Annotated in this window: 13 protein-coding genes; 12 read left to right on the plus strand and 1 reads right to left on the minus strand. The window is 68.3% G+C overall.

Features of this window, described 5'->3' with window-relative positions:
• The 8 genes from coaD (at nt 1) to ACWCO2_RS04730 (ending at nt 5,394) form a co-directional block, all read left to right on the plus strand.
• Nucleotides 1-483: a pantetheine-phosphate adenylyltransferase gene (coaD, locus tag ACWCO2_RS04695; RefSeq protein WP_450126338.1), complete on the plus strand. Its 483-nt coding sequence runs from the start codon at nt 1-3 to the stop codon at nt 481-483.
• Between the two features lie 145 nt (nt 484-628).
• On the plus strand, nt 629-1,051 hold the full coding sequence (locus ACWCO2_RS04700; protein WP_450126339.1) for a ribonuclease domain-containing protein: 423 nt from the start codon (nt 629-631) through the stop codon (nt 1,049-1,051).
• Nucleotides 1,052-1,277: 226 nt separating this feature from the next.
• On the plus strand, nt 1,278-2,012 hold the full coding sequence (locus ACWCO2_RS04705) for a DivIVA domain-containing protein (protein WP_450126340.1): 735 nt from the start codon (nt 1,278-1,280) through the stop codon (nt 2,010-2,012).
• Between the two features lie 155 nt (nt 2,013-2,167).
• Complete coding sequence (locus tag ACWCO2_RS04710) at nt 2,168-2,740, plus strand: YceD family protein (protein WP_450126341.1); 573 nt, start codon at nt 2,168-2,170, stop codon at nt 2,738-2,740.
• A gap of 2 nt (nt 2,741-2,742) precedes the next feature.
• Nucleotides 2,743-2,925: a 50S ribosomal protein L32 gene (gene rpmF / locus ACWCO2_RS04715; protein ID WP_270952592.1), complete on the plus strand. Its 183-nt coding sequence runs from the start codon at nt 2,743-2,745 to the stop codon at nt 2,923-2,925.
• 14 nt (nt 2,926-2,939) lie between these two features.
• Nucleotides 2,940-3,683 carry a ribonuclease III gene (gene rnc, locus ACWCO2_RS04720; RefSeq protein ID WP_450126342.1) on the plus strand — a complete coding sequence of 248 codons (744 nt, stop codon included), beginning with the start codon at nt 2,940-2,942 and terminating at the stop codon, nt 3,681-3,683.
• 100 nt (nt 3,684-3,783) lie between these two features.
• On the plus strand, nt 3,784-4,671 hold the full coding sequence (gene mutM / locus ACWCO2_RS04725) for a bifunctional DNA-formamidopyrimidine glycosylase/DNA-(apurinic or apyrimidinic site) lyase (RefSeq protein ID WP_450126343.1): 888 nt from the start codon (nt 3,784-3,786) through the stop codon (nt 4,669-4,671).
• A 216-nt stretch (nt 4,672-4,887) separates the two neighbouring features.
• A complete protein-coding gene (locus ACWCO2_RS04730; RefSeq protein WP_450126344.1) occupies nt 4,888-5,394 on the plus strand; it encodes a glycosyltransferase in 507 nt (168 codons plus the stop codon).
• A 62-nt stretch (nt 5,395-5,456) separates the two neighbouring features.
• Here ACWCO2_RS04730 and asnB read toward each other — a convergent pair whose 3' ends face one another.
• Nucleotides 5,457-7,286: an asparagine synthase (glutamine-hydrolyzing) gene (asnB, locus tag ACWCO2_RS04735; protein ID WP_450126345.1), complete on the minus strand. Its 1,830-nt coding sequence runs from the start codon at nt 7,284-7,286 to the stop codon at nt 5,457-5,459.
• A gap of 395 nt (nt 7,287-7,681) precedes the next feature.
• On the opposite strand from asnB, the gene kdpF reads away from it, so the two are divergent.
• The 4 genes from kdpF to ACWCO2_RS04755 all read left to right on the plus strand — a co-directional run bounded on the left by kdpF (nt 7,682) and on the right by ACWCO2_RS04755 (nt 12,223).
• Nucleotides 7,682-7,777 (plus strand): K(+)-transporting ATPase subunit F, encoded by a 96-nt coding sequence (gene kdpF / locus ACWCO2_RS04740; RefSeq protein WP_093146669.1) that lies wholly within the window; start codon nt 7,682-7,684, stop codon nt 7,775-7,777.
• The gene (kdpA, locus tag ACWCO2_RS04745) at nt 7,777-9,438 is read left to right on the plus strand and encodes a potassium-transporting ATPase subunit KdpA (protein ID WP_450126346.1); all 1,662 of its coding nucleotides are present in this window, start codon (nt 7,777-7,779) and stop codon (nt 9,436-9,438) included. The genes kdpF and kdpA overlap by 1 nt, the downstream gene beginning before the upstream one ends.
• Nucleotides 9,435-11,504 carry a potassium-transporting ATPase subunit KdpB gene (gene kdpB, locus ACWCO2_RS04750; RefSeq protein ID WP_450126347.1) on the plus strand — a complete coding sequence of 690 codons (2,070 nt, stop codon included), beginning with the start codon at nt 9,435-9,437 and terminating at the stop codon, nt 11,502-11,504. The genes kdpA and kdpB overlap by 4 nt, the downstream gene beginning before the upstream one ends.
• 107 nt (nt 11,505-11,611) lie before the next feature.
• Nucleotides 11,612-12,223 carry a potassium-transporting ATPase subunit C gene (locus tag ACWCO2_RS04755; protein WP_450126348.1) on the plus strand — a complete coding sequence of 204 codons (612 nt, stop codon included), beginning with the start codon at nt 11,612-11,614 and terminating at the stop codon, nt 12,221-12,223.
• Nucleotides 12,224-12,317 lie beyond the last annotated feature (94 nt).

Genomic DNA, 12,317 nt, shown 5'->3' on the forward strand with positions numbered 1-12,317 from the left:
ATGAGACGTGCCGTGTGTCCAGGCTCTTATGACCCAGTCACCAACGGTCATTTGGACATCATCGAGCGAGCGTCCAAGCTGTTCGACGAGGTCGTCGTCGCCGTGCTCATCAACAAGAGCAAGAAGAGCCTGTTCACCGTCGAGGAACGGCTCGAGATGCTGCGCGAGGTCACCGAGCCGTGGCCGAACGTGCGCATCGACGCCTGGCACGGCCTGCTCGTGGACTACTGCAAGGCCAACGGCATCGGTGCGATCGTCAAGGGCTTGCGTGCGGTCAGCGACTTCGACTACGAGCTGCAGATGGCGCAGATGAACCAGCAGCTGTCCGGGGTCGAGACGATGTTCATGTCCACCAACCCGCAGTACAGCTTCCTGGCCAGCTCCCTGGTCAAGGAGGTCGCCACCTACGGCGGCGACGTCTCCAACCTGGTGCCGCCGAAGATTGAGCAGCGCCTGCGCGAACGCTTGGCCGAACGAGGCTGAGGTGCTTGCGGCTCCACGCAAGTCGAGTTGAAGCCAGCTCTTTAGGCCGTCGGGGTTAGCCGGCGTCGCACGATGGAAGTGCGGCTACTTCGGTTTCACGTCAGTTTCAGCAGGTGATCATGGTCGCCATCTAGCGTTGCCGACCATGATGCGGATCACGTCGAAGACAGCGCAGCTGCTGATGGTCGGCCTGCTCGCCGTGGCGGGTCTGGTCGGCGTCCAGACGAGTGCGGTCTCCGCGCCGGTGGTGGCCGTGCAGGCCGCCCCGTGCGGTGACACCTCGCAGTTCGAGAAGGTCAACCTGTCCCAGCTGCCGCCCGAGGCCACCGACACGGTGGACCTGATCAAGAAGGGCGGCCCGTACCCGTACCCGCAGGACGGCACGGTGTTCAGCAACCGGGAGGGCATCCTGCCCGACTGCGCGAGCGGCTACTACCACGAGTACACCGTGGTGACCCCCGGCAGCGACGACCGAGGCGCCCGCCGCTTCGTCGTCGGTGAGAAGGGCGAGTACTTCTACACCGAAGACCACTACGACAGCTTCAAACTGACCAACGTCGACGCCTGAGAATCGCCTGATCCACGCGGAACGCCTCCCCGGGCCTCTTGGGGAGGCGTTCCGCGTTCACTGGTTCGGGTGGCTGGTGGGCCTGGTCTTGACACGCGGACGTCGGATTTCCCGCGCCCCGGTGCTCGGCGCGGGCAGACTGGGAGCGGAGCGGCCCGTGATCATCGGTTCCGGGGAGTTCTGAGATGCTTGCCGCTGCGGCGGCTACGACGGCAGGGAGATCAAGGTGTACCGGGTGTTCGAGGCCCTCGACGAGCTGGTCACGATCGTGGAAGAGGCGCGCGGCGTTCCCATGACCTCGGGGTGCGTGGTGCCCCGCGGCGATGTGCTGGAGCTGCTCGACGACGTCCGGGACGCGATCCCGCAGGAACTGGACGACGCCCAGGACGTGCTCGACCACCGCGACGAGGTGGTCTCCACCGCCGAGGCGAAGGCCGACAAGTCGGTCACCGACGCCCGCGGTGAAGCCGAGCGCACCATCGCCGCCGCCCGGGCCGAAGCCGAGCAGCTGCTCGCCGACGCGCGCGAGCAGGCCGACGGGATGCTCGCCGACGCGCGCGGCCAGGCCGAGCAGGCGGTCACCGCCGGCCGCCGCGAGTACGAGGACTACGTCAGCAGGGCGCAGTCGGAGGCCGACCGGATGGTGCAGGCCGGTCGAGCCGCCTACGAGCAGTCGGTGCACGAGGGCAAGGCCGAGCAGGCTCGCATGGTCGCTGACACCGAGGTGGTGCAGGCGGCCAACTACGAGGCCAAGCGCATCGTCGAAGAGGCCAACGAGGACGGCGAGCGCCTGCGCACCGAGTGCGATGCCTACGTGGACTCCCGCCTCGCCGACTTCGAAGACCTCCTCGGCCGAACCCTCCGCACGGTCGGCAAGGGGCGCCAGCAGCTGCGCAGCCCGGTCGGCGCCCCGTTCGACTACGAGGAGTGGGGCCCGGGCAACGGAGCCACCGCGAACTGATCCCCGCTGCGGGGCCTGGTGTCGCCGCTGGGGAAGGGTCGCGTACCCTTGGAAAGCTGGCTTTGGACGGCGTCCCGGTCGCCGATGGGATCGGTGCTCGCGTCGTTCGCCGATGCCGCGAAACTGCCCGATCGAATTACCACCGAAACTTTGTGATGTCTCAGAACCACAATGCGCGAGCCGCGCAGGTCGGCCCGTGGGTGCTCGACACCCGGGAGATCGGCCATCGCGCTGGTAGCAGCCGCGCCTACACGCGCAACGCCCCGGCGCCGACCGGGTTCGGGCTGGACATGATCAAGGTGCCCGAGGGCGAGCCGGTCGAACTCGACCTGCTGGCCGAGTCGGTGGTCGAGGGCGTGCTGGTGTCGGGTACCGCCGTGGCCCACCTGGCCGGTGAGTGCGTCCGGTGCCTGGATCCGATCTCCGACGAGGTCGAGGTCGAGGTGCGGGAGCTGTTCGCCTACCCGGACAGCGCCACGGACGCCACCAGCGATGACGACGAGGTGGAGCGGGTCGTGGACGACCTGATCAACCTCGAACCGGTGGTGCGGGACGCGATGCTGCTGTCGCTGCCCTCGGCACCGTTGTGCTCGCCGGACTGCCAGGGGCTGTGCTCCGGGTGCGGCGTGAAGTGGGCCGAACTCGCCCCCGATCACACGCATGAGACCATTGACCCTCGCTGGGCCGCGCTGCAAGAGCGGTTTGGCGGGACCGAGGAGGAGAACTAGTCGTGGCCGTCCCGAAGCGCAAGATGTCCCGGGCCAACACCCGTCACCGCCGGTCGCAGTGGAAGACCTCGGCGCCGACGCTGGTGCAGTGCTCCAACGGCGCCTGCCGCGAGCAGAAGCTGCCGCACGTGGTCTGCCCGGCCTGTGGTCAGTACGACGGCCGCCAGGTCGTCCAGCCCGCCTGATCGGCGGTCGCGAAGTGGGGGGAAAGCAGCCGCGGGTCCGGAACATCGACCGGGCTTCGCTGTTGGCAGCGCTCGACGTCGAGCTCGACGTCGAGCTGCTCACCCTTGCTCTCACCCACCGCTCGTACGCGTACGAGAACGGTGGCCTGCCGCCGAACGAGCGGCTCGAGTTCCTGGGGGATGCGGTCCTCGGACTGGTGATCACCGATCGCCTGTACAACGATCACCCGGATCTCGCGGAGGGGCAGCTCGCGAAGCTGCGCGCCAGTGTCGTCAACATGCACGCGCTGGCCGGTGTCGCACGCGGTCTCGGTGAGGGCGGTCTGGGCGAGTACTTGCTCCTGGGCAGGGGCGAGGAGCTCACGGGGGGCCGTGACAAGGCGAGCATCCTCGCGGACGGCCTCGAGGCCGTGCTCGGCGCGGTGTACCTGGCGAAGGGCATCGACGTCGCGCGCGACGTGGTCCACCGGCTTTTCGAGCCGCTGCTGGCCGAGGCGCCGCAGCGCGGAGCCGGCCTGGACTGGAAGACCAGCCTGCAGGAGCTGACCGCGTCGGCCAGCCTGGGCGTGCCCGAGTACCGGGTCGAGGAGCAGGGGCCGGACCACCGCAAGGAGTTCAGCGCCTACGTCGCCGTCGGCGGGCAGACCTACGGTCGCGGCGACGGCCGCACCAAGAAGGAAGCTGAGCAGAAGGCCGCGGAGGCAGCCTGGCGCCAGCTCTCCGAGCCGGAGGACGAAGGCACGGAGAACTCCGCCTGAGCTCCTGAAGCTCGTTTCGAAGATTGAAGACAGGCTCTGCGGCCCCGCTTTCTGCGGGGCCGCCTGTTTTTGTCCGGTGGGCGTGGTCGAAGATGTTTTCGTGCCCGAGTTGCCTGAGGTCGAGGTCGTCCGGCGTGGTGTCTCCGAACACGCGATCGGCCGGACGGTGTCCAGTGTTGAGGTCCTGCATCCGCGGGCGGTGCGCCGCCACGTGCCGGGTCCGGAAGATCTCGCCGGGCGCCTGGCCGGTCGGGTCCTGAGCGCGGCTCGGCGGCGCGGCAAGTACCTGTGGCTGGAGCTCGGCGACGGAGATGCGCAGTCGGCCGCTGGTGAGGCGCTGGTGGTGCACCTGGGGATGAGCGGTCAGCTGCTGGTGCAGCCCGCCGACGTCCCGGACGAGAAGCACCTGCGCGTGCGGTTCCGGTTCGCCGACGGTGGCTCGGAGCTGCGATTCGTCGACCAGCGCACGTTCGGCGGCGTGCATCTCGCGGATCTGGTCGAGGTGGACGGCGTTGCGGTGCCCGAACCGGTCGAGCACATCGCGCCCGATCCGCTGGAGCCGACCTTCGACCTGGACAGGCTGGTGGAGCGGTTGCGGGCGCGGCGCACCGGGATCAAGCGGGCGCTGCTCGACCAGAGCCTGGTGTCCGGCATCGGCAACATCTACGCGGACGAGGCGTTGTGGCGCGCGAAGCTGCACTGGGCGCGGCCCACGGCGACGCTGACCCGGCCCAAGATCCGCGAGCTCGTCGACGGCGTCACCGAGGTCATGCAGGACGCGTTGAACGCCGGTGGCACCTCGTTCGACGCCCTGTACGTCAACGTCAACGGCGAGTCCGGCTACTTCGACCGGTCGCTGGCGGTGTACGGCCAGCTCGACCGCCCGTGCCCGCGCTGCGGCGCGTCGATCCGCCGCGATGCCTTCATGAACCGTTCCTCCTACACCTGCCCGGTGTGCCAACCCAAGCCGAGGAACGCCCACGTCTGAGCGCCCCGGTTCCGTGCGGTTCCGTGCGGGGATTCCACAGTTTCAATTGAAACTGTAAAACCCAGGCACGACGGATCACAGTTTCAATTGAAACTGTGATCTGGACCAGCGGGACCGGTGCTCCTGGGTTCCCAGGTAGTTCCCGGGGTTTGTCGAGGGTGCTCGCACCTCTGTCCGGCTTGATGGGTTCTGAAGCCGGAAGAGAGGTGGTGGGAGATGAGCGCCGTGCAGCAGCTCGATGTCGGGAGCCGGGCATCGCGCCGGACTGCGACGGTCGACGTCGTGATCCCGGTCTACAACGAGGAACATTCACTGCCGGGGTGCCTGGAGGTGCTCAGCAAGCACCTGACCGCGGGCTTCCCGTTCTCCTGGATCATCACGATCGTCGACAACGCCAGCAGCGACGCGACGCTGAGCGTCGCGCACGAGCTGGCCGGTGCAATGGACCGGGTTCGGGTGCTGCACCTGGACCGCAAGGGCCGCGGGTTGGCGTTGCGCACCGCGTGGGGTTACAAGGGAGATGGTCCGCGGCTGCGGCAGGTGCTGACGAACCTGACGACGGCCACCCGCGACGGGTGGTACAGGGCTTGGCCTGGCGATCATGGCGGCGTTGGAGGAAGCCCACAACGGCCGCGTGGAACTCCGCACGAATCCGGCAGGCGGCAGCACTTTACGCCTCCTACTACCCCTGTCCTGAGCGGGGAGCTTCCCACATTTCCCTAAAATTGGGAGCCCTCCGCAGGACCTGCCCAATTTTAGGGAAATGTGGAACCACCCGGACGGGGTCAGAGCTTGATCGTCGGGTTGTGGATGTCGAACCAGGTGGCCAGGTCGAGGGCCCTTTCGAAGGTGTAGCGGGTCGGGGTGTCGATGTTGGCCGGGTCCTGGGCGAGGGCGTCGCGCAGCAGCTCGCCGTTCAGCAGGGACAGGGCTTCGCTGCCCGCCGCGACCAGGTCCGACACCTGGCCCTGCAGGGCCGCCGCGTACTTCGGGTCCTGTGTGGACGGATACGGGCTCTTCACCCGCTCCACCACCGACTTCGGCAGCGCGTCCGCGGTGGCGTGGCGCAGCAGGCTCTTCTCCCGGCCGTCGAAGTTCTTCAGCGACCACGGGGCGTTGAACACGTACTCCACCAGGCGGTGGTCGCAGAACGGCACCCGGACCTCCAGGCCGACCGCCATGCTCATCCGGTCCTTGCGGTCCAGCAGGATCCGCACGAACCGGGTCAGGTGCAGGTAGCTGATCTCCCGCATCCGCCGTTCGAAGGCGCTCTCCCCGTCCAACGTCGGCACCACCGCGAGCGATTCGCGGTACCGGTCGGCCACGTAGGACTCCAGGCTCAGCACGTCCTGCACTTGCGGGTCCAGCACCTGCGACTGGCCGTCGTGGTGGGCGCGCACCGCTGCCAGCCACGGGAACGTGTCGGCCTCGCGCACCTTGGGGTCGTGGAACCACTGGTAGCCGCCGAACACCTCGTCCGCGGACTCGCCGGATAGCGCCACCGTGGAGTGCTCGCGGATGGCCTTGAACAGCAGGTACAGCGACTGGTCCATGTCGCCCATGCCCATTGGCAGGTCGCGGGCCTGCACGGTGGCCCGGCGCGCCGCCGGGGCGGCCAGGGCGTCGGGGGCGAGCACGATGTCTTGGTGCTGCGAGCCCACGTGCTGGGCCACGTCGTGCACGTAGGGCGTGTCCGGGGTGGCGCGCAGGTCGTCGGGCACGAAGTTCTCGGCCTGGCCGAGGAAATCGACCGCGAAGCTGCGCACCTGCTCGCCGCTGCGGCTCAGTTCGAGGCCGGCCAACGCGGTGATGGCGCTGGAGTCCAGGCCGCCGGAGAGCAGCACGCAGCGCGGCACGTCGGAGATCAGCTGCCGCGCGACGATGTCGTCCAGCAGTTCCCGCACGTGCTGCACGGTGGCCTGCTGGTCGTCGGTGTGCTCGACGGCGCTCAGCTGCCAGTAGGTGTGCTCGCGCAGGCCATTGCGGTCGACGGTGAGGACGGTGCCCGGCTCGACCTCGCTCATGCCCGCCCACACGGCCTGCCGCGGGGTCTTGACCGGCGTGAACAGCTCGCGCAGCCCGTCGGCGTCGACGACCTTCTCGGCCAGCGGGTTGGCCAGGATCGCCTTGGGCTCGGAGCCGAACAACACGCCTTGCTCGGTCGGGTAGTAGTACAGCGGCTTGATGCCCATCCGGTCGCGGATCAGCAGCAGCTGCTCGGTGCGGCTGTCCCAGACGGCGAAGGCGAACATTCCGTTGAGGTGCTCGGCGACCTTCGCGCCCCACTCCAGGTAGCCGTGCAGGACGACCTCGGTGTCGCTGTCGGTGGTGAAGCGGTGGCCGCGGCGGCGCAGTTCGTCGCGCAGTTCGGTGAAGTTGTAAGCCTCGCCGCTGTAGACGATCACCACGTCGCCGTCGGGGGAGGTCATCGGCTGCGCGCCGCCGGGCAGGTCGATGATGGCCAGTCGGCGGTGGCCGAGCGCGGCGTGCGGGGCCACCCAGGTGCCGCGGGCGTCGGGGCCTCGGCAGGACATGGTGTCGCACATGGCGTCGATCGCGGGTTGTTCGCGGGTGAGGTCTCGCTGGAAGTCGATCCAGCCGGAGATTCCGCACATGGCCCGTTCTCCTCTCGGTGTTCGGATTTCGTGCGGGCAGTTCAGGAGTTCCCAGACACGCGCCGGAACTCTTTTCTCAGGCTAACGAGATCGTTGCATTGATGAAACCAACTGGCTGAGTGAAGTGACCCACTCACGATCCGTGCACACCGGTCGGAAGGGCTGAAACCGGGATGTCAAGAACGCGTCAACGCGTTGATCCACCGCGTCAAGGTGCCGTCTGGAGGCCTTCACCTGATCAGCGGGGAGGGCTTCGCTTGATCTGGGCGGTCGCCAACCCCGGCGACCCGGATCCGAGTGAGGGAGTGCGCAGCGGTGGCTGATCTGGCCTTCGCCCTGGTGCTGATCGGCGGGTTTCTCGTGCTCGTCCTGACATTGCGCGGTTTGGAGCGGTTGTGAGCGCGTTGCTGGCCAACGTCGCCGGGGGCGTGTTGGCGCTGCTGTTGATCGGTTATCTGTTCGTCGCTCTCGTTCGGCCGGAGAAGTTCTGATGAGTACGTTGACGGTCGGCCTGGTGCAGGTCGGCCTCCTGGTCCTCGCCATCGGGGTGGTCTACCGACCTCTCGGTGACTACCTGGCGCACGTCTACACCAGCGAGAAGCACTGGCGCGTGGAGCGGGCGGTGTACCGCCTGGTGCGCGTCGAGCCCGACGCCCAGCAGCGCTGGACCACTTACGCCGCAGGCGTTCTCGGCTTCTCCGCGATGTCCGTCGCGCTGCTGTACCTGTTGCAGCGGTTGCAGCCGTGGCTGCCGTTGAGCTTGGGGCGCGGCGCGGTGGATCCCGCGGTGGCGTTCAACACCGCGGTCAGCTTCGTGACCAACACCAACTGGCAGTCCTACGTGCCGGAGCAGACGCTCGGGCACGCGGTGCAGATGGCTGGGCTGACCGTGCAGAACTTCGTGTCGGCTGCGGTAGGCATGGCGGTGGCGATCGCGCTGGTGCGCGGCTTCGCCGCAGCGGGCACCGGGCGCATCGGCAACATCTGGGTGGACATCACCCGCGGCTGCACCCGCGTCCTGCTGCCGATCGCGGCGGTCGCGGCCGTGCTGCTGATCGCGCTCGGCGGGGCGATGAGCTTGGAGGCCGGGATCCACGTGGTGGGGCTGGACGGGCAGGCGCACACCATCGCCACCGCGCCGATCGCCAGCCAGGAGGTCATCAAGGAGCTCGGCACCAACGGCGGCGGGGTGCTCAACGCCAACTCGGCGCACCCGTTCTCCAACCCCAGTGGCGTCAGCAACCTGCTGGAGATCTTCCTGCTGCTGGTGATCCCGCTGGCCTTGACCCGCACTTTCGGCACCATGGTCGGGGACCACCGCCAGGGCCGCGTGCTGCTCTCGGTGATGGTCTCGATCATGGCGCTGATGACCGCCCTCGTCTGGTGGGCCGAGAGCCACCCGAACGGCCCGGCCACGCTGGCCGCCGGTGGCGCGCTGGAGGGCAAGGAGGAGCGGTTCGGGCTGTTCCTGTCCGGATTGTTCGCGGTCGCCACCACCGGTACCTCCACCGGTGCGGTCAACGCCGCGCACGACAGCTTCACCGGTCTTGGCGGGCTGGTTCCGATGCTGAACATGCTGCTCGGCGAGGTCGCGCCGGGCGGTGTCGGATCCGGGCTGTACGGGATCCTGGTGCTGGCCGTGATCGCGGTGTTCCTGGCCGGGTTGATGGTCGGGCGCACCCCGGAGTACCTGGGCAAGAAGCTCGGGCGGCGGGAGGTCACCGCGGCGGCGATCTCGATCCTGGCCATGCCGACGATGGTGCTGCTCGGCACCGGCACCGCGCTGGCGCTTCCGTCTACTCCAGACGCCATGACCAACACCGGGGCGCACGGGCTCTCGGAGGTCCTCTACGCCTTCGCCTCCACCGGCAACAACAACGGCAGCGCCTTCGCCGGACTCACCGCCACCAGCGACTTCTTCCAGGTCGCGCTCGGGTTGGCGATGTTGTTCGGCCGGTTCGTGCCGATCCTCGCGGTGCTGATGCTGGCCGGTTCGGTGGCCGCGCAGCAGCGCGTTCCGACCACGGCGGGCACGTTGCCCACCACCGGCCCGCTGTTCGCCGGACTGCTCGGCGGAACCGTTGTCCTCGTCGCGGCGCTGACCTTCCTGCCCGCGCTCGCCCTCGGACCGATCGCGGAGGCCCTCGCATGACCACGACCTTGGCGGAACCTCGTACCGCACAAGAGGAAACCGGTCCGCGCAAGCTCGCGGCGGGAGCGTTCAGCCCGCAGCAGCTGTGGACGTCGTTGCCGGAAGCGCTGCGCAAGCTGAACCCGAAGCACCAGCTGGCCAACCCGGTCATGTTCGTGGTGTGGGTGGGTTCGGTGCTAACCACCGTGCTCGCCGTGCTCGAGCCCAACGTGTTCGGCATCTCGGTGGCCGCGTGGCTGTGGTTCACCGTGCTGTTCGCCAACCTCGCCGAAGCCGTTGCCGAAGGGCGCGGCCGGGCGCAGGCGGAATCGTTGCGGCGCACCAAGACCGAGGCCGTCGCACGGCGGCTGGTCGACGGCGCAGAGGAGCGCGTGCCCGGAACTGCGCTGCGCATCGGTGATGAAGTGGTGGTCGAGGCGGGGGAGGCCATCCCCGGTGACGGTGACGTGGTGCGAGGCATCGCGACCGTCGACGAATCGGCGATCACCGGCGAATCCGCCCCGGTCATCCGGGAATCCGGCGGCGACCGCTCGGCCGTGACGGCCGGCACCACCGTGCTGTCGGACCGGATCGTCGTGCGGATCACCACCAAACCCGGCGAGACCTTCGTGGACCGGATGATCGCGCTGGTCGAAGGCGCGCAGCGGCAGAAGACGCCGAACGAGATCGCGCTGACGATCCTGCTGTCCACGTTGACGATCATCTTCCTGCTCGCGGTCGTGGCGCTGCAGCCGATGGCCGGTTACTCCGGTTCGCTGCTGTCGGTGATCACGCTGACCGCGCTGCTGGTGTGCCTGATCCCGACCACCATCGGCGCTCTGCTGTCGGCGATCGGCATCGCGGGCATGGACCGGTTGGTGCAGCGCAACGTGCTCGCCAAGTCCGGTCGTGCGGTGGAGGCGGCCGGGGACGTGGACACGTTGCTGCTGGACAAGACCGGGACGATCACCTTCGGCAACCGGCGGTGCACCGAACTCCTCCCGGTCGGTGGCGTGACGCTGCGCGAACTGGCCGACGTGGCGCGGTTGTCGAGCCTGGCCGACAAGACTCCCGAGGGCACCAGCATCGTGGTGTTCTGCGCCGAGCAGTTCTCGTTGCCGGAGCAGGCGAGCGGCGCAGAGCTGTTGGCCGAGGAGGTCGAGTTCTCGGCGCAGACCCGGATGAGCGGGATCGACATCGACGGCCGCGAGATCCGCAAGGGTGCGACCAGCGCGATTCGGTCCTGGGCCGAGGGTGTTCCGGATGAAGTGGTAGCGCTGACCGACGAAATCGCGTCGCAGGGCGGGACTCCGCTGGTGGTTGCCGAGCGCAGCGGCGGAACTACCCGAGTGGTGGGGGTGATCCGACTGTCCGATGTGGTCAAGCCCGGCATGGCGGACCGGTTCGCCGAGCTGCGCGCGATGGGGATCCGCACCGTGATGGTGACCGGTGACAACGAGCTCACCGCCAAGGCCATCGCCGCCGAAGCCGGCGTCGACGACTATCTCGCGGAGGCCAAGCCCGAGGACAAGATGGCGCTGATCAAGGCGGAGCAGGAGGACGGGCGGCTGGTCGCGATGACCGGTGACGGCACCAACGACGCACCCGCGCTCGCGCAGGCCGATGTCGGGGTGGCGATGAACACCGGCACGGCGGCGGCGAAGGAAGCCGGGAACATGGTCGACCTGGACTCCGACCCGACCAAGCTGATCGAGATCGTCGAGATCGGCAAGCAGTTGCTGATCACCCGCGGCGCGCTGACGACCTTCAGCATCGCCAACGACCTGGCCAAGTACTTCGCGATCCTGCCCGCGATGTTCGTGGCGATCTACCCGCAACTGGACGCGCTGAACATCATGCGGCTGGCCACGCCGACCTCGGCGATCCTGTCCGCGGTCGTCTTCAACGCGCTGATCATCGTGGCGCTGATCCCGTTGGCGCTGCGCGGAGTTCGCTACCGGCCGACCTCCGCCAGCGCCCTGCTGCGGCGGAACCTGCTGGTGTACGGCCTGGGCGGCATCGTCACGCCATTCCTGGGCATCTGGCTGATCGACCTGCTGATCCGCTTCATCCCCGGCATCGGCTGAACATCCCACCGTCCGAGGTGGACCACAGTTTCAATTGAAACTGTAATTTCCACCCACGGCTGATCACAGTTTCCATTGAAACTGTGCGAAACCGGAGAGGTAACCCGATGAAGAGCACGTTGTTGCGGCAGACGTTGGCGGGCTTGCGGCTGTTGCTGGTGGCGACGGTCGTGCTGGGTGTGGCGTACCCGCTGGCGATCTGGGGGATCAGCCGGATCCCCGGATTGCAGGCCAACGCCGAGGGATCGCAGATCGTGGTGGACGGCCGGGTGGTCGGGTCGTCGTTGATCGGCATCGACCCGGTCCCGGCCGATCCGGCGCACGATCCGTACTTCCACACCCGCCCGTCGGCGTCCGGCGACCCGTCGGTCACGGGAGGTTCCAACTACGGCGGAGCCAACGAGAGGCTGTTGGCGGTGGTGCAGCAGCGGCGCGCCGCGATCGCCGTCCGCGAGGGCGTGGCGGGGGAGCAAGTGCCGGCGGACGCCGTGACGGCGTCGGGCAGCGGCGTGGACCCGGACATCAGCCCGGCCTACGCGGACCTCCAGGCACCGCGCGTAGCCCGCGTCACCAAGCTCCCGCTGAACGAGGTCCGGCGCCTGATCATGGAGAACACCACAGGTGGGGTGATCTCCGAGCCAGCGGTCAACACGACGACCCTCAACGTCGCCATCCACCAGGCCGCCGGCCAGGAGGTGGTCAATTTCGCGCGAAATTGAGCCAGCCCTTCGCCCGACCACCGCCCCCCACGGTGGCGCTTCGCGCCGCTGTCATCTAGACCCGGGTGACGCTGCTGGTCAGGGGCGGGGTGTC

The organism is Saccharopolyspora sp. NPDC002376 (assembly GCF_053593195.1).